The sequence below is a fragment of the Rothia sp. 18CD1-1 genome (assembly GCF_055285355.1).
Window position 1 is genome coordinate 16,518 of record NZ_JBUZLI010000005.1, and the last position, 17,793, is coordinate 34,310.

16 protein-coding genes, 1 tRNA gene and 1 rRNA gene are annotated in these 17,793 nt (G+C 52.8%); 8 read left to right on the plus strand and 10 right to left on the minus strand.

Features of this window, described 5'->3' with window-relative positions:
* Window positions 1-266 precede the first annotated feature (266 nt).
* The 10 genes from rrf to dnaA all read right to left on the minus strand — a co-directional run bounded on the left by rrf (window position 267) and on the right by dnaA (window position 11,456).
* Window positions 267-383: ribosomal RNA gene (gene rrf, locus ACS1BR_RS05365) — 5S ribosomal RNA — on the minus strand.
* Window positions 384-482: 99 nt separating this feature from the next.
* Window positions 483-602: a DLW-39 family protein gene (locus tag ACS1BR_RS05370; protein WP_463560798.1), complete on the minus strand. Its 120-nt coding sequence runs from the start codon at window positions 600-602 to the stop codon at window positions 483-485.
* An 18-nt stretch (window positions 603-620) separates the two neighbouring features.
* A tRNA-Ile gene (locus ACS1BR_RS05375) sits at window positions 621-694 on the minus strand.
* Between the two features lie 113 nt (window positions 695-807).
* Entirely contained in the window at window positions 808-1,332 is a 525-nt protein-coding gene (locus tag ACS1BR_RS05380; RefSeq protein WP_463560799.1) for a DUF3566 domain-containing protein, read from the minus strand.
* Window positions 1,333-1,391: 59 nt separating this feature from the next.
* Window positions 1,392-4,022, minus strand: coding sequence for a DNA gyrase subunit A (gyrA, locus tag ACS1BR_RS05385; protein ID WP_463560801.1), 2,631 nt, complete (start codon window positions 4,020-4,022; stop codon window positions 1,392-1,394).
* A 68-nt stretch (window positions 4,023-4,090) separates the two neighbouring features.
* Window positions 4,091-6,121: a DNA topoisomerase (ATP-hydrolyzing) subunit B gene (gyrB, locus tag ACS1BR_RS05390; RefSeq protein WP_463560803.1), complete on the minus strand. Its 2,031-nt coding sequence runs from the start codon at window positions 6,119-6,121 to the stop codon at window positions 4,091-4,093.
* Window positions 6,122-6,456: 335 nt separating this feature from the next.
* The gene (locus ACS1BR_RS05395; RefSeq protein ID WP_463560805.1) at window positions 6,457-7,065 is read right to left on the minus strand and encodes a DciA family protein; all 609 of its coding nucleotides are present in this window, start codon (window positions 7,063-7,065) and stop codon (window positions 6,457-6,459) included.
* Window positions 7,055-8,227 (minus strand): DNA replication/repair protein RecF, encoded by a 1,173-nt coding sequence (gene recF / locus ACS1BR_RS05400; RefSeq protein ID WP_463560806.1) that lies wholly within the window; start codon window positions 8,225-8,227, stop codon window positions 7,055-7,057. The genes ACS1BR_RS05395 and recF overlap by 11 nt, the downstream gene beginning before the upstream one ends.
* A gap of 38 nt (window positions 8,228-8,265) precedes the next feature.
* Window positions 8,266-9,393: a DNA polymerase III subunit beta gene (gene dnaN / locus ACS1BR_RS05405; protein ID WP_463560808.1), complete on the minus strand. Its 1,128-nt coding sequence runs from the start codon at window positions 9,391-9,393 to the stop codon at window positions 8,266-8,268.
* A gap of 440 nt (window positions 9,394-9,833) precedes the next feature.
* A complete protein-coding gene (dnaA, locus tag ACS1BR_RS05410) occupies window positions 9,834-11,456 on the minus strand; it encodes a chromosomal replication initiator protein DnaA (RefSeq protein WP_463560810.1) in 1,623 nt (540 codons plus the stop codon).
* 518 nt (window positions 11,457-11,974) lie between these two features.
* On the opposite strand from dnaA, the gene rpmH reads away from it, so the two are divergent.
* From rpmH to ACS1BR_RS05450, 8 genes are all read left to right on the plus strand, one after another.
* Window positions 11,975-12,112 (plus strand): 50S ribosomal protein L34, encoded by a 138-nt coding sequence (gene rpmH, locus ACS1BR_RS05415; RefSeq protein WP_463560812.1) that lies wholly within the window; start codon window positions 11,975-11,977, stop codon window positions 12,110-12,112.
* A 57-nt stretch (window positions 12,113-12,169) separates the two neighbouring features.
* Window positions 12,170-12,580 (plus strand): ribonuclease P protein component, encoded by a 411-nt coding sequence (rnpA, locus tag ACS1BR_RS05420; RefSeq protein WP_463560813.1) that lies wholly within the window; start codon window positions 12,170-12,172, stop codon window positions 12,578-12,580.
* A 5-nt stretch (window positions 12,581-12,585) separates the two neighbouring features.
* A complete protein-coding gene (yidD, locus tag ACS1BR_RS05425) occupies window positions 12,586-13,008 on the plus strand; it encodes a membrane protein insertion efficiency factor YidD (protein ID WP_463560815.1) in 423 nt (140 codons plus the stop codon).
* Between the two features lie 15 nt (window positions 13,009-13,023).
* Window positions 13,024-14,001 (plus strand): membrane protein insertase YidC, encoded by a 978-nt coding sequence (yidC, locus tag ACS1BR_RS05430; RefSeq protein ID WP_463560817.1) that lies wholly within the window; start codon window positions 13,024-13,026, stop codon window positions 13,999-14,001.
* Between the two features lie 21 nt (window positions 14,002-14,022).
* A complete protein-coding gene (locus ACS1BR_RS05435) occupies window positions 14,023-14,547 on the plus strand; it encodes a Jag family protein (RefSeq protein ID WP_463560819.1) in 525 nt (174 codons plus the stop codon).
* On the plus strand, window positions 14,544-15,182 hold the full coding sequence (rsmG, locus tag ACS1BR_RS05440) for a 16S rRNA (guanine(527)-N(7))-methyltransferase RsmG (RefSeq protein WP_463560821.1): 639 nt from the start codon (window positions 14,544-14,546) through the stop codon (window positions 15,180-15,182). Before ACS1BR_RS05435 ends, rsmG begins: the two co-directional genes overlap by 4 nt.
* A gap of 97 nt (window positions 15,183-15,279) precedes the next feature.
* Entirely contained in the window at window positions 15,280-16,371 is a 1,092-nt protein-coding gene (locus tag ACS1BR_RS05445; RefSeq protein WP_463560823.1) for an FAD-dependent oxidoreductase, read from the plus strand.
* A 371-nt stretch (window positions 16,372-16,742) separates the two neighbouring features.
* Window positions 16,743-17,597 (plus strand): ParA family protein, encoded by an 855-nt coding sequence (locus ACS1BR_RS05450; protein WP_463560882.1) that lies wholly within the window; start codon window positions 16,743-16,745, stop codon window positions 17,595-17,597.
* Window positions 17,598-17,793: the final 196 nt, after the last annotated feature.

A 17,793-nucleotide genomic window follows, 5' to 3' on the forward strand; every position in this document is an offset into this window, starting at 1 on the left:
CTTACTGTCTTTGTGACCATTTTGTGATCAATAATGTGGCTTTCTTTGGGTTTCACCCGGGTATTTCGTAAAACCCACACCGGTCAACCAGCACGCCACAATACGTTAACTTTAAATTCATTTTCTCTGCACCGAGATAGTGGTCATAGCAAAGCTCATTCACAGCATCCACGCCCACCCAGCAAGTATAAGAACTACCAGAACCATGACCGCACAAAAAAGGGGAGGTCTCAAGCTCACTGCTTGAGACCTCCCACCAAAATATAGTTCGGCGATAACCTACTCTCCCACACCGTCTCCAGTGCAGTACCATCGGCGCGAAGAGGCTTAGCTTCTGGGTTCGGAATGGAACCAGGCGTTTCCCTCTTGCTATCATCACCGAAACGTGGAGGCGAGGGGACTCGAACCCCTATCTCTGCCGCTTTGGCGGCATAAGCGCTTACCCAACTGCGCCACATCCTCGGTTTTACAACCCTATAATACTATACAGAATCTGTCGACTCTTTCCAAGAATCCCTATTCTTTTTTTCATCCCTCATCCGGCGAACTACAGCGAAAGACGCTGCCGCAACCGCGAGAATCATAAGAATCTTCTTCATCATCTCTCCTCAAGTAGGGAGTGGGCGTACCAGGAATTGAACCTGGGACCTCTACATTATCAGTGTAGCGCTCTAACCGTCTGAGCTATACGCCCTTGATCCGCCCCTCAAGGACGAAATAAAACTTTACACGAGCAGAACAGAACTTCCAAATCGAAATTCAGTGTTCCCCACCACAGAATATTTCGCCTTGTCAGAGCAGACTCTCCTAGTCATCGGTCAGCGTCAGGCTCACCCCGCCCACCAGCTTCGCCGCCACGTTATAAAGTATCGCGCAAATAACCCCCAACAGGGTAAAAAGCACCACATTCACCACCGATATCAGCGTGGTATACAGGGCAACCTGCCCCAGGGACAGATACTCGGAAATATCAATCTGGTTTCCGGTAGTGCCAAGCATCGTCAGCATATCGTTGATCCCCTGGAAAGCACCCGTTGCCTGCATAGCAAGCCACAGCACCACCGAAGCGACAACAAAAACAATCCCCACAGCAACCGAAAGCAAAAAAACCAGCTTAGCCACAGAGAAAGTATCAATCCGCGCAACAACCAGACGGGCACGACGAACCTTAGATCTCGGCGCGGGACGCACCAGCGGCTTATTACCGCGACCGGTAGCACCTCGCTGCTGATTACTCCCGCGAGGATTAGCCGCACGGCTCCCCGTGCGAGTCCCCTGCTGAGCAGGACGACGCGCTGCAGGCTTACGCGCATTAGTACCGGGCGTAGTCACTAAATACCTCCGTGTGCATTGTGGACGGAAAAGTCAGTAGGCACTGACCCCCGCTCATTTTAACCATTTTCTAACGGTACTTGATTTTCCGTCTCCATGCTGGCATCTGAAACAGATTCTAAAGAACCACCCTCAGATACCGGTTCTGCCCCCTCTGCCAAATCTTTCTCAAGGTCCCGGTCCTGGTTACGGGCAACACCCACAATATGATCGCCCCTACCCGGCTTAGCAAAAATAACGCCCATGGTGTCGCGGCCCTTAGCGGGAACCTCGGCAACAGCGGTGCGCACCACCTTGCCGGACTGCATCACCACCAGCACCTCATCGTCGTCCTCAACAATAAGTCCACCCACCAAATCTCCGCGATCTTCGGCGAGCTTGGCAACCTTAATACCCAGACCACCGCGACCCTGCACCCTGTACTCCTCGACCTTGGTCCGCTTAGCATAGCCACCCTCGGTCACCACAAAAACATAGGAGTCATCGGTCACCACATTCATGGATAGAAGCTCATCGTCATCCCGGAACTTCATACCGCTCACACCCGAGGTAGCCCGCCCCATAGGCCGAAGCGCCTCGTCGCTTGCTTTGAAGCGCAGAGACTGACCCTTCCGTGAAATCAGCATCAGATCATCTTCGGAGGAGGCAAGACGCGCAGAAACCAACTCGTCGCCCTCACGCAGGTTGATGGCAATAACACCGGAGGTGCGGTTGGTGTCATAATCAGCAAGCCGAGACTTCTTCACCAAACCGTTCTTGGTGGCCAAAACCAGGTAGGGGGCGTCCTCATAGGACTTGAGCTCCATCACCTTGGCAATGGTCTCATCGGGCTGGAAAGCAAGCAGGTTTGCAACGTGCTGCCCCTTAGCGTCACGGCCCGCTTCCATCAGCTCATACGCCTTGGTGCGATACACCCGGCCAAGATTGGTAAAGAACAGGATCCAATTGTGCGTGGTGGTTACAAAGAACTGTTCCACCACATCATCACCGCGCAGAGAAGCGCCCTTAATACCCTTACCGCCGCGGTGCTGCGAACGGTACTGGTCGCTACGGGTGCGCTTCACATAACCGCCACGGGTAATAGTGACCACCATTTCTTCTTCAGGAATGAGGTCTTCCATCGACATGTCACCGTCGTAACCCATGAGTATTTTGGTGCGGCGCTCATCCCCGTAGCGGTTAACAATGTCTCCCAGTTCCTCAGAGATAATAGAACGCTGGCGATCCTCAGAACCGATAATCTCTTTATAGTCACTGATCAGCCGCATAAGTTCATCATGGCGGTCCTGGATCTTCTGACGCTCCAGAGCAGCCAACCGGCGTAGCTGCATATTGAGAATAGCCTGCGCCTGTTCCTCATCGATACCCAGAAAATCCATGAGACCCGTGCGCGCCTCATCGGCTGTGGGGGAGCGACGGATCAGCGCAATCACCTCATCCAGAGCATCCAGCGCTTTCAAGAGACCACGAAGAATATGGGCCTCAGCCTCAGCCTGGCGTAGGCGGTACCTGGTCCGGCGCACGATCACTTCAAGCTGGTGACTCACCCAGTGCCGAATAAAAGCGTCCAGTGAAAGGGTACGCGGGACACCGTCGACAATTGCCAGCATATTTGCCGAAAAATTTTCCTGAAGCTGCGTGTGCTTGTACAGGTTATTGAGCACAACCTTGGCAACGGCATCGCGTTTGAGCACAATCACCAGACGCTGACCGGTGCGGCCAGACGTTTCGTCGCGAAGATCCGCGATACCGGTGATCTTTCCGTCTTTCACCAGCTCGGCAATCTTGATCGCAAGATTATCGGGGTTAGCCTGATAGGGTAGCTCGGTGACCACCAGGCAGGTACGGCCCTGAATTTCTTCAACGTTGACAACCGCCCGCATGGTAATTGACCCGCGCCCGGTGCGGTAAGCGTTTTCGATGCCCTTATGCCCCAAAATGGTGGCACCGGTGGGAAAATCCGGTCCTTTAATACGCTGGATCAGAGCCTCAAGAAGCTCCTCGTTGCTAGCCTGCGGATTCTGTAAAAACCACTCCACGCCCTGAGCAATCTCACCAAGATTGTGCGGCGGAATATTGGTTGCCATACCCACGGCAATACCCGAAGAACCGTTAATGAGTAGGTTAGGAATACGAGAGGGAAGAACGGTCGGCTCCTGGTTCTTGCCGTCGTAGTTATCCTGAAAATCCACAGTGTCTTCGTGAATGTCACGCACCATTTCCATGGCAACCGGAGACATCTTGGTTTCGGTATAGCGCGGAGCTGCTGCACCGTCATTACCGGGCGAACCAAAGTTTCCCTGTCCCAGGGCCAGCGGGTAGCGCATAATCCAGGGCTGGATCAGGCGAACCAGAGCATCGTAGATGGCAGAGTCACCGTGAGGGTGGTACTGGCCCATGACCTCACCAACCACGCGCGCGCACTTGTTGAAGGAGCGATCCGGCCGGTATCCACCGTCATACATGGCGTAGATAACTCGCCGGTGTACCGGCTTGAGCCCATCTCGAACATCGGGGAGGGCACGCCCAATAATAACCGCCATCGCGTAGTCGAGGTAGGAGCGTTCCATTTCCATACGCAGATCAATCCGGCTGATACGGCCGTGAGGCCCGACCGAATCTTCAAGAGCACTACCTATAACCTCGCCCTCTACCGGGAGGTTAGATTCGTTCTGGGTTTCGTCACTCATAGGAGCTATCCGTTTCTTTTATCATCCTTGATTTATATTCCTTGCAAGTTATGTGTCCGGTTTATCCGCTAAATATCAAGGAATCGAATGTCTTTTGCGTTCTGCTGAATGAACTCGCGGCGAGACTCAACGTCCTCACCCATGAGCACGGTAAAAATCTGGTCTGCGGCCGAGGCATCGTCCATAGTCACCTGCAATAAAGTTCGAGTTTCGGGGTTCATGGTGGTATCCCACAGCTCGGTATAGTCCATCTCCCCCAAACCCTTGTAACGCTGAATACCGTTGTCTTTAGGGATCCTCTGGTTATTAGAAAGACCGCGCGCAAGAACCTCATCACGCTCAGCATCAGAGTAAACATAGTCATGGGGAGCATTTGACCACTTAATGCGATAGAGAGGAGGCTGCGCTAGGTAGACATAGCCCGCCTCAATCATGGGCCGCATAAATCTAAAGAGCAGAGTCAGCAGCAGGGTCGTGATGTGCTGGCCATCAACATCAGCATCAGCCATGAGCACTACCTTGTGATAGCGTGCCCGAGCAATATCAAAATCATCACCGATCCCGGACCCAAAAGCCGTAATCATCGACTGAATTTCCTGGTTAGAAAGCGCTCTATCCAGACGCGCCCGCTCAACATTGAGGATCTTTCCCCGCAACGGAAGAATAGCCTGAGTATTGGGATCCCGCCCCTGAACAGCAGAACCACCGGCAGAGTCACCCTCCACCAAATAAATCTCGGAGATGGTCGGGTCTTTGGAGGAGCAATCTTTGAGCTTACCGGGCATGGAACCCGTCTCCAACAGCCCCTTACGTCGAGTGGTCTCACGCGCTTTACGCGCGGCAATCCGGGCCGAAGCAGCTGTGATAGCGCGACGAATAATCTCTCGCGCCACCTGCGGGTTACGCTCAAACCAGTCACCCAAATGATCGGTCATCTCACGCTGAACAAAAGTCTTCGCCTCGGAGTTACCCAGCTTGGTTTTAGTTTGGCCCTCAAACTGCGGCTCCGAAATTTTGACGGAGACAACCGCGGTAAGACCTTCACGCACGTCCTCACCGGTTAGGTTATCGTCTTTGTCACGGAGCAACTTATGGTCGCGAGCGTAACGATTAATCAGCGATGTCAGGGCCGAGCGGAATCCCTCTTCATGGGTTCCCCCCTCGTGAGTGTTGATAGTATTGGCGTAGGTGTGAACCGATTCCTTATAGGCGGAAGTCCACTGCATGGCAACTTCCAAGCTCATCACGCGCTCAGTATCTTCCGCTTCAAAAGAAATAATCTCTTCGTTAACAACATCGAGCTTTTTTGAAACATTAAGAAAGTGCACGTAGTCAAGCAGGCCGTTTTCGTACATGTAGGTAACGGTCCTGTGCCCGTCTGCATTAGCACCCACCTGGTTGAGCTTGGGTGCCTTCTTCTTTTCCTCCTCGCCTGTCACCTCGTCACCCTCGTGCATTCCACGCTCATCGGTGAGAGAAATCGACAGCCCCTTATTCAAAAAGGCCATCTGTTGAAAGCGAGCACGTAGCGTCTCAAAATCAAACTCGACAGTCTCAAAAATTTCGGGATCTGGCCAGAAGGTTTGGGTGGTTCCGGTGGCATCAGTTGCCTTACCGCGGGCTAGCTCACGTTCGGTCATGCCGCCCCCGGAGAAAGAGATATCCCACTGATAACCCTGCCGGCAGACCCGTGTTTCAACCCTGGTCGACAGAGCGTTAACAACGGAGATACCCACACCGTGCAGACCTCCGGATACAGCGTAACCGCCGCCACCGAATTTTCCGCCGGCATGCAGAATAGTCATCACCACCTCAACGGTGGGCTTGTGCTCGGTGGGGTGCTCGTCAACGGGAATACCGCGGCCGTTATCGCTCACCCGCACCGCACCGTCTTCTAAGATGGTAACTTCAATATGATCTGCGTAGCCGGCAAGTGCTTCGTCAACGGAATTATCTACAACCTCGTAAACCAGGTGATGTAAGCCGCGTTCGTTAGTGGACCCGATATACATGCCCGGACGTTTTCTTACTGCTTCGAGTCCTTCAAGCACAGTAATGTCAGAGGCACCGTATTCGTGGGATGTTTCTTCAGCTGCCACAGGTTCTTAGGCTCCTTGTATGAGTGTCAGCGCGCCCGAGCACTGTACCTTCTGGGTAGGTACGGCATAAAAACGCACCCAAAACATTGTGTTTTGGCGGGTTCTCCCGCGGGCCAAACCGCATGTTTTAAGTGCAACTTCATGGTGGTGAGCGTGCGCTATATCTACCCTAATTCTAGCTGAATTTGCCCTATTTTTAGAGTTTTTAAGCTCGATTCAGCAGCAAAAGAACACCGCATGACGCCTATACAGCCCTACAGGGCACTTTTGAGAGCCTATAGGGCATCGTATGTGGGTGGGGCTCATCAACGCCATCAGCTGTGTCAGAAACGAAATTATCCGTAGGTGTCGCGGGGGCCCCGCCCACCGGGTGCTACTCTACGCCCCCGTTTCCAGCTGGGAACATGAGGGCCGTTGATCACCAGACGAGAAACCACGCCCTGCCCCAGTTCACGGTCAAACATGGCAAGAATCTCTCCGCGCATCAGCTTTACCTGGGTTGTCCACGCCGTACTATCGCAGCGGACAACCACGGTGGAATCCTGATAGCTCTCGGGTTGTACGTGCTGGGAAAGTTCTTCGCCCATCAGCTGATTCCAGCGCGCTAAAACAGATGAAACCGCCACCGGTTCCTTCCATCCACGGCTACTTATCAGCGACTCGACAACACCGCCCAAAGGTTTAGGGTCACGGGTAGAACGTCCGGCACCGGTATAGCCGCCCAGTCTGCGCGGATCCCAGCCCGAGTCTCGGTAGCGGTGCCGACGTCCTTTCGCGGTAGCTGACTCTATGACCGAACCAAAGTCTTTAAGGATTTTTTTTGCCGCGTTCCCCGTCAGGCGCCCCTCACCGCGGTCTGCTGCGGCACGACGGAGTCTGTAGAGCAGAGCCGCAGGAGCATCTACCGCGTCTTCAAAACGGTGGGGGTCTTTTTCACCGGTCACTGTTTTCTCCGTATTCTGCCCGACCAGGCTCAACACGAATTATTGCCGGTTCTCCCAGCTCTTCCGGTATATCGGTGGCTACGGCACAGGTCACCAGAACCTGTTCCGCCCCGGAGACGATAGCCCCCAAACGGTGCCGGCGGGCTTCATCGAGTTCAGCAAACACATCGTCAAGAATGAGAATAGGGGAGTTTCCCACTGTTTCTTGATCTTCTCGATGCACATACCATGAGCCAAGCCGCAGAGCCAATGCCAAAGACCAGGTTTCCCCGTGGGAGGCAAACCCGCGGGCGGGAATACCACCCAGTTCAAGAGCTATATCATCGCGGTGGGGCCCGACGAGGGTTACTCCGCGGTCAATTTCTTCTCTTCTTTTTTCGCCAAACCCTCGCAGTAGAGCTTCAGTATAATAGTCGGTCCCCATACGTGCCGCCCCGGGGAGTAGGCTGCCTGACATCGTTGGAAAAATTGTCGACTGGTAAGAAATATTTACCTCTTTTGTGCCGTCGGTAAGCTCCCTGTAGGCCCTCTGTACCTGGGGTATAACCCGGGTGAGCACACTCAGTCTGGCCCGCATCAGGTGGGACCCGGCCTCTGCCAGCTGGTCGTTCCACACATCCAGGGTTCTCAGTTCTTCATTGGACGTTTTTCCTCCGCGCATGGTTTTAAGTAGCGAGTTGCGCTGACGTAGGATCCTCTCGTAATCTGCGCGATAGGCGGCAACGGCAGGGCGTAGAGCCACCGCCAGGTCATCGAGAAAACGCCTCCGAAACAGTGGCTCGCCTTTGACCAGCTGGAGGTCTTCGGGGGAGAAGAGAACCGTTGAAACTATACCGTGTGCTTCCCGGGCCCGCACCGGTGCTGCCCTGTTGATCCGCACCCGGTTGCTCTTTCCCGGCGAGATTTCAAACTCGGTAACGGTTTGCTGGGAAGCACGGATTACCCTGGTACGGATATAGGCACGCTGCGCTCCCACACGCACCAGTGAAGAATCGTTGCTCACTCGGTGAGACCCCAGATTGGCTGTATAGTCGATCGCCTCAACTATATTTGTTTTGCCTACGCCGTTTGCACCGAGAAAAACCGTCACACCGGGGGATAGCTTAAGGTTGAGCAGGGTATATGTGCGGTAGTCCATCAACGAAATATGGTCGATGTACAACGTGTACCTTTCGGTGGCTTCTGTTGGCAGTCCGGTATTTACTGTTGGGGGAGTCTCACCGGCATGAGTAGATAACGGTAGTTTTTCTCATCATCGTCAAGGGGATCGTTTTGGCCGGAGAGCACAGCAGGCTTGGGGGGAGTGGTGAAGGAAAATCGCACAAAATCAGTGCTGAACGTGTTGAGACCTTCGGAGAGATACACCGGGTTGAAGGCAACCGTGATATCTTCTCCCTCAAGCTGGGCCTGGAGGGTCTCGGTTGCTTGAGCGTCTTCGCCGGTACCGGCATCGAGGGTTACTTGCCCCTGGGTAAATGCGAGCCGTACCGGGGTGTTACGTTCGGCGACCAGGGAGACACGGCGAACTGACTCTATAAGGTCTGATGTCCTTACGATGGCGTGGATAGGTGTTGCTTCGGGAAAAAGCGAGCGAATTTTGGGGTATTCCCCGTCGACAAGCAGGCTGGTGGTACGCCGGTTTTCTGACTCGAATCCGATGAGTTCGTGGGAATCTGACAGAGCAATGTTGAGATTCCCCGACCCGCCGAGAGTTTTTGCCACCTCGGTGATTGTTTTTGCTTTGATGAGCGCGGCCGTTGAAATATCCGTTTTATTCGGACTCCAGTTCAACTCGCGCATGGCCAACCGGTAACGGTCGGTTGCCAAAAGCACTATCGTATCCGCCTCGATTTCCATCCGTACACCGGTGAGGATAGGTAGCGTGTCATCTTTAGAGGCCGCAACGGCAACCTGGCTAACTGCGCGGGCAAATTCCGATCCCTCCACAGTCCCAGATACAGCGGGTAGATCCGGTAGCTCCGGGTAGTCACCGACAGGCATGGTTGCCAAATTAAAGTTTGCTGCACCGCAGTTGAGGTGCAACTTAGATTCATTCGTTTCAACGGTAACTTCGCTGTGTTTGGGGAGTGAACGGCAGATTTCAGCCAGCAATCTGCCAGAAACCAGGCTGGTTCCTTCTTCACTAATATCTGCTTCTACATGAAGTTTTGCCGACGTCTCATAGTCAAAGCTGGCAATGGTTACTTCACCGTTTTCAGCTTTGATCAGAAGACCTGCCAGTACCGGCACAGGAGGACGGGGTGACAGTGATCGGGCAGTCCAACCAACTGCGTCGGTAAGTGCTTCACGATCAATAGTAAATTTCACCGGGGCTCCTGGTCTCCATACGGTCTAGTGGTGTAGCTGCCACGGTACAGGCAGACTGTGGTTTTTCAGTTTACCGGATATTTCAGCTGGGAACAGATCTGTGTAATTACACGGTGGGACGGCAATCGACGGTGCTCTAAAGAGCTTGTAATTACAGGCTCTGGGAGGTGGAACGAACCACGATGGGCGAAAAATGTTATTTGTTTTCTTTTTTCTTAAAGATGAGTAGTGTTAATAACCCCTGTGAACACTGTGGAAAACGACCGTAGACCCCGGATTTCCGCCAAAAGTGCTTGTTGATAGAGTGTGGACTACCGCAAGCAGGACTGTGGGGCTTAAGTGGATGAATAATTATGCATAATTTTTTACCCACAGCTTCCGCATAAGTATGCACTTAACATCCACAGACATAGGCTGTAACGACACATGTTATCCACAGGCTACTTTTGGGACCGCTGCTCCTGTTTAATCCTGTTGGTGAGCTCGGTAACCTGATCAAAGATCTGCTGCCTCTCAGACATCAGCTTGCGGATCTTGCGGTCTGCGTGAATCACAGTGGTGTGATCCCTTCCGCCAAACTCCTGGCCGATCCGCGGTAGCGACATATCGGTAAGCTCTCGCAACAGATACATGGCAATCTGCCGGGCCGACACTAGGGTACGGTTACGAGACTTCGACTTGAGATCGTCAATGGTGATATCAAAATACGACGCGGTGGCCGTAAGAACCTGCGACGCGGTAATTTCCTGCGCGGAATCGTCGGTAATCAGATCTTTGAGCACCAGCTCAGCCAGGGATCTATCAACCTTCTGCTTATTCAGCGAGGCAAAAGCAGTCACCCGGATCAGTGCACCCTCAAGCTCCCGAATGTTGGTGGTGATATTCGAGGCAATATACTCCATCACGGTATCGGGGACATCCAGAGACTCGTTTTGGGCCTTCTTCCGCAGAATAGCTATGCGGGTTTCCAACTCCGGTGGCTGGACATCGGTGATGAGGCCCCACTCAAACCGTGAGCGCATACGCTCGGCAAACCCCGTGAGAAGTTTGGGGGGCATATCCGAGGTGATCACCACCTGCTTCTGGTGGTTGTGTAGGGCGTTGAAAGTGTGAAAAAACTCTTCTTGAGTATGCTCCTTACCCGCCAAAAACTGGATATCGTCGATCAAAAGCATGTCTACATTGCGGTAAATCTGTTTAAAGGACGATCCCTCATCGTCGCGGATCGAGTTAATAAAGTCGTTGGTGAACTCCTCAGAATTGACATAGCGCACCCTCAGATTGGGGTAGAGGTGTTTGGCATAGTGCCCGATAGCGTGCAGCAGATGGGTTTTTCCCAGACCGGAATCACCGTAGATAAAGAGCGGGTTGTAGGCGCTTGCCGGGGTTTCAGAGACAGCGAAAGCAGCCGCGTGGGCAAAGCGGTTAGACTGCCCGATGACAAAGGTATCAAAAGTGTATTTTGGGTTGAGGCGGGCCGAAGATTCCCAGACCGCCTCAGAATTTTCATCATCCGGAGTAGCAGGTGGCAGATCAGTGCCGGGATAGTCGGTTGAATCTTCACCGGCAAGAGCGGGGTCCTGGGCAAAACTGGGGCTAGATTTCCCCAGTTCGGCCTCTAAATCCTCCAGCGATGGAGTAGAAGACGATTTCTGACCGCTACGACTGTTTGTTTGTCTAACCTGCTCATCTTCGTCCGAGGATACTCCGGGGCTACCGGAAGTTTTTGGTTGTTCCACAACCGGTTGAGGATGTTCCTCCCGCAGGCTGCTATCTTCGCTGTCTTGCTGTCTATCATCGAGGCTCATGTCAATCACGATGGCCTCCGAGGTTCCCTCGCCGAAAGCATCGGAGAGAGCTTGTTTCAGCTCGGTATTAATCTTCTTCTGAAAAACCTCTCGCGTGTACTCGTTGGGAACCGCAATCAGCAGCACGTTTCCCATGTAGGCCTGGGGTTGGGCCAGCCCAATAAACCCACCTAAACGAGGTCCAACGCTTTTGCGCAGCTGAGTCATCACGTGGTTCCATCGAATCAAAATATCTTCGTTGAGGGATTCACCCATGACTCTCCTAGGCGTTGTGGTGGTACGAGACTATAAAAATTGTAAGGCATAAAACCGCCACACATCTGTTTATCCACAGACTTTATACACAGGTGGGAGAGCTTGTGGGGTATAGGTGGAAATCTCTGTGGATTTCTGTTGATAACCGGGGTGGGTAGTGAGGAAAACCCCGCATATCTATCGGCATACAGTGTGCACAGTCGTCCCGCAGCTTCTGTGGAAAACTTCTATGCAGGGTGAGTGTGCGGGGTAGAATCAACCTCTGTGGACAGTACCTTATACACAATCTGTGATTAAAGACCTACCCTGAGCAGGCTTGACCAAGCTCTCGTAACGTCATAGAGTTTCTATTCGTATGTGTGTGTCAGTTCGCACCCCCTACCGCTAGATCCGTCAGAGGTTACGCTGGCAACGCGGGGAGCCGTCTACAGAACACACAAGCCCAAGAAAAAGCGTCAACCTGTTTCTAACCACTGGCAATAGGGTTGCGCCCCTACCAACGTTGTGGAGTTACAAAAATGAGCAAGCGGACCTTTCAGCCGAATAACCGCCGTCGTGCAAAAAAACACGGCTTTCGTCTTCGCATGCGCACCCGCGCAGGCCGCGCTATCCTAGCAAACCGCCGGGCCAAAGGCCGTACCTCCCTGTCGGCATAACCAGCTCCTTCCCCTATCGGCAGGCCGTACCGGCCGTCGAAACCGAAAGGAGAACACGTGCTGGATCAACAGCACCGCATGCGGACAAAAGTCCAATTCTCAGAAACTACACGTTCCGGTGTCCGATCAGGACGCCGGAACTTAGTTCTATATGCACTCAAAAAACCACCGCAACCGGCCCTAGCGGGATTCATTGTCTCCAAAGCAGTAGGAAACGCAGTAACCCGCAACAAAGTCAAGAGACGCCTGCGAGAACTCGCCGCAGAGACAATAAAAGATAATCCGCAAGGTCTCTACCTGGTAGTCCGTGCATTACCAGCTTCGGCACAAGCAAGCTGGGGTGAGCTGGCAGCTGATTACAGGGCAGCCAGCACAGGAGTCCTTGCTAAACTTGCTAAGCAAGATAAAACTTGGGCAGTAGCACACAGCCTAGAAACTGCCACCGTAACCCCGGGAGAGGAGCAATAACCCCTATGGGAGACCACTCCAACTGTGCCCGGCAACAGCCACCCTCTGGCACGCAGCTACTCGATACCGCACCCCACGAATTTTTGCACCCCCGCAGTATCGGTGAAGCGTTCTGGACCCTCCCTCAAAACCTTGTTATCGCTTTCCTCAAAATCTATCGGGCAGTTATCTCTCCGCTCTACGGAAACGTGTGCAGATATTTTCCCAGCTGTTCAGCCTACGCCCTCGAAGCGGTTACCACGCACGGGGCGGTTAGGGGACTCTCACTTACCGTCCGGCGACTGCTTCGCTGTCACCCCTGGGCGGCCGGAGGAATAGACCACGTTCCACCCGGAAAACGAACCTTTGTTCCGGGCAAAGAACCAAAAATTATACTGTTGAACCATCCGCAGCTAGCAGCGGATACCCATACAAGGTGCTCGTCATGAGCCAAGGAGAACTAGATGTTTGACATCATCCTCTGGCCCTTCAAATGGATCGTCTCGGCGATTCTCTGGGCATTTCACACCGTCTTCACCGCGCTAGGTTTAGACCCAACTTCAGGGCTCACCTGGATCCTGGCTATTGTTGGTCTCACCCTGGTGATGAGGACTCTCACTATCCCGCTCTTTGTCAAACAGATAAAGTCAATGCGCGGTATGCAGGAGCTTCAACCCGAGCTGGCAAAGCTGCAAAAAAAATACAAGGGTAAAACAGACCAGCTCTCCCGCCAGGCAATGGCGCAGGAGCAGATGGCACTCTACAGAAAGACGGGTTCAAACCCCCTATCTTCCTGTATGCCTATTTTGGTGCAAATGCCGATCTTCTTCGGCCTCTTTCAGGTACTCAATGGTGTACCCTCCGCCGCGGCAAACAATGAAAGCATCTTGGTACTCTCCGCCGAGATGGTCAAACAGTTCAACGACGCCTACATTTTTGGCCAGGTACCCCTGTTCTCGAGTATGACCAATCCCGGCGACGGTAACCACGCCATGACCATTGTGGTTGCTGCCGTGCTGGTGGTGCTCATGTCTGCGTCAATGTTCTACTCCCAGAAACAGCTGGGAGCAAAAAATATGTCCCAGGCGGCAAAAGAATCTCCCATGTACCGTCAGCAGCAGCTGATGATCTACATTTTTCCCATTATTTTCCTGGTGTCCGGTATCAACTTCCCGATCGGTGTGCTTGTCTACTGGACTATCTCTAACTTCTGGTCTGTGGGCCAGCAATACTGGGTTATCAAGAACAACCCCACCCCCGGATCAGAAGCAGAACGCGAACTCAATGAGAAGCGTGCCGCCAAGGGTCTGCCCCCTATCGGCAAAACTAAAGAAGAGCACGAGAAAGAGCTTCAGGAAGCCAGGGAGCGCGCCAACCGCGGCCAACGCCAGCAGCCCATAGGCAAAAAGCGCCAAAAAAAGCAACAGAAAAAGAAGAAATAATTACCCTTCAGGAGAGAAACAGTGTCTGAACCAACCAAAAATCACGGGGTAGAAGAAGATATAACGGCTCTTGAAGAAGAAGGCGATATCGCTGCCGACTATCTTGAAGAGTTCCTTGACATCGCCGATATTGACGGTGATATCGATATTGAGGTGCGCAACGGTCGCACCTACCTATCGGTGGTCACCGATGATGAGGACAGCCAAGAACTTGAGGCCCTGGTAGGCCGGGGCGGAGATGTGCTCGATTCACTTCAAGAGCTCGTACGGTTGTCGGTACTATCGGCCACCGGTAACCGTTCACGGCTGATTCTAGATATTGCGGGATACCGTGCAAACCGTATCAAGCGTCTGGCTCAGCTGGCTGAGGATGCTATAGCGCAGGTCAAAGAAACCGGTGAAGACTACCATCTGGAACCTCTGGGCGCCTACGAGCGTAAGCTTATTCACGATCTCGTAGCAGAGAACGAGCTTCACAGTGAGTCTGAGGGGGAGGGCAGCAGCCGCCATATCGTGATTTCTGTTCCGGAGGGAGCAAATCTTTGACCGAGGACCCAGAGCTGACCGGTACAGAGCGTGCAGCGGCGCAGAAGGTGTTTGGAGATCGTCTACCGTTAGCGCAACGGTATGTTGGTCACCTTGCCGACAGCGGGATAGAGAGAGGGCTTATTGGGCCCCGTGAAGTACCTCGCCTATGGGGTCGACACGTGCTTAACTGTGCGGTGGTTGAGGAACTTATTGCCGAAGGTGCCTCTGTTATCGATGTGGGGTCCGGTGCCGGCCTTCCCGGCCTCTGCCTGGCCCTTGCTCGCCCGGATCTTTCTGTGACTCTCATAGAGCCTCTGGAACGCCGTGTTATCTGGCTCGATGAAGTGGTTGAAGATCTAGGGCTCGGAAACGTGACCATTGTGCGTTCGCGAGCTGAGCAGGCCGTGGGGCAGGTGGAAGCCGACTATGTGACCGCACGGGCGGTTTCTGCCCTGGTGGGCCTTGTGGATATTACCCTGCCGATCTTACGCGGTACCGGAACCTTGCTGGCTTTGAAGGGTAAGGCAGCTGCGGAAGAGGTTGCTAGGGCGAGAAAGAAACTCGATAAGTATGGTGCCCGCGAAGTGGATATCCTTACCGTTGGCACCGATATTCTTGAAGAGCCGACCACCGTGGTGAGGGTAAATCTGTAGCGGTTTATTTTCTGTGCCCTCCCTCTTTCAGCTGAAAGAGGGAGGGCACTTTTTTGATAGTGTACGGCGTATCGGAATATTTGATGCAGGGGAAAACATGGCCTATCAGATTGTGGAAGAACAGGTTTTTGACGACGGAAAAATTTTTGACAGTGTGGTGATCGGTGCCGGTCAGTCAGGTCTTGCCGCCGCCTATGAACTTGTACGCCGGGGGATAGATTTTATAGTTCTCGATGCTAATGAGCGGGCCGGTGGTGCCTGGCAGCATCGCTGGGATTCCCTGACCATGCACGATGTTCACGGTGTTGCCGACCTTCCGGGTTCGCAGGCTCCCGAAGAATCAGATAAACAATCTAATAAGGTTGTTCCTGAGTATTTTTCTCGATACGAGAAAGAACATAACCTCCCGGTATTCCGCCCGGTGTCTGTTTTTTCTGTTGAAAATAGTGGAGACAATCTACGTCTCTTGACGAGTAGAGGGACGGTAGAGAGTAAAACCTTGATCAATGCGACAGGTACCTGGACACGGCCCTTTATTCCCTACTACCCGGGTATGCGCATATTTGAGGGAGAACAGTTTCATACGGCTAACTATCCGGGGGCTCAGCACTTTGTGGGAAAACGAGTGCTTGTTGTGGGCGGTGGCGCATCGGCTGTGCAGTTCTTGGGAGAGCTGGCACACTATACCGAGGTGCTCTGGGTGACCCGTAGGGAGCCGCAGTGGTTGAGCGGTGCTTTTGACGGTCTGAAGGCAGTGCAGAAGGTGGAGAAAGCTGCGACGGAGGGTGCAGCTCCCGCGAGTGTTGTGAGCTCTACCGGCCTATTTTTGAGACCTCAAGAATACTATGCGGCAACTTTAGGTGTATATGATCGTCGGCTTCCTCTGTTTTCCTCTCTTGAAAAAGAAGGCGTCCGATGGGCTGATGGATCTTATGAACGTGTTGATTCAATTATTTGGGCAACCGGTTTTCGCCCGGCGGTAACCCATCTTCGCCATTTGCATCTGAAATCTGCTGACGGTGGAATTACGCTCAAAAAAGTACCGGTGGATGTTCAGGGGGCAACCACCACCGTCGCTGACCCCAGGGTGCAGATGGTGGGTTACGGTCCTTCAGCATCAACGATTGGTGCTCGCCATGCAGCACGATGGGCTGCAATTGCTGTGGAAGATTTTCTATCCCCGTCCTGAATAGGGGAGTGTTTCACGTGAAACAGGAAGCGGATACTTAAACCCGGTGCTTGTTCATCGAGAGGTTGCCCGGAGGAAGCAAAGAATTTTAGGTTTCTGCAGGTGTTATACAACCTATATACGGTTATTAATAATTTATTTTCCCTTGTCAGAAGAATGCGGGTACCCTTAAAGAGAGAACCTAGACTGTATTGGGAGTTTCTGTGAACACACGCCTCAACACCCCCGACTTCGGTATGCCGCCGGAACCGAAACACGCAACCACAACCGTAAAACCCGATCGCGGGCAGCATGTTTCACGTGAAACACGAGAAAAACTTGAGCGCACGGCACACAGTCAAAACATCAACACCCCACTGGTGAAAGAGATTATGAGCGAGAAAAAGAAATTTCAAGACCTTGAACAGATAACACTTCGTAAGCCCGACCGCACGAGAATTTTCACCATCTCCAACCAGAAGGGGGGAGTGGGGAAAACCAGTACAGCGGTTAACCTTGCAGCTGCTCTAGCTACCAAGGGTATGAATGTGCTCGTCGTTGATAATGACCCGCAGGGTAATGCTTCCACAGCTCTCAATATTGAGCACGGAACAGATATACAGAGTACCTATGATGTACTGATTGACGATTTGCCGCTTGCAGATATTGTGCAGAAATGCCCAGATGTTGATCGACTGTGGCTGGCACCGGCCAACATCGATTTAGCTGGCGCTGAAATTGAACTTGTCTCGATGGTTGCGCGGGAAACCCGGCTCAAAGCAGCCCTGGCGGATTATGCACAGTGGCGGGAACAAAATGATCTACCGCGTCTTGACTACGTTTTTATTGATTGTCCTCCTTCGCTCGGCTTACTCACCATCAATGCTTTCTGCGCGGCACAGGAGGTCCTTATTCCGATTCAGAGCGAGTATTATGCTCTTGAGGGGCTGAGTCAGCTTCTCAAAAATATTCAGATGATCCAGAAACACCTAAATCCTGATCTTCATATCAGTACCATTTTGATGACGATGTATGATGGGCGCACAAACCTTGCCTCGCAGGTTGCTGATGAAGTTCGCGAGCATTTCCCCGAGGAGGTCCTTGACTCACTCATTCCGCGGTCGGTTCGTATTTCTGAGGCTCCCAGCTACCAGCAGACGGTGATCAGCTATGATCCCACATCTAGCGGGGCACTAGCCTATATCTCTGCCGCTATCGAGATTGCAGAGCGAGGGGAGACTCAATGACACGTGTCTGCACTAAGCACGCTAACGTGCAGGTAGGCACAAGAATATAAATTTATACATATAACAACTAATATACGTAGAGAAAAATCTATTTTCTGTAGATGCAGAGTTTTTATTTATGATTTTGACTCTCTGAGAGGTGATTGTTGGGTGCCTTGATGGTCGTCTAGTGCTCGGTGGGATGATGTTTCACGTG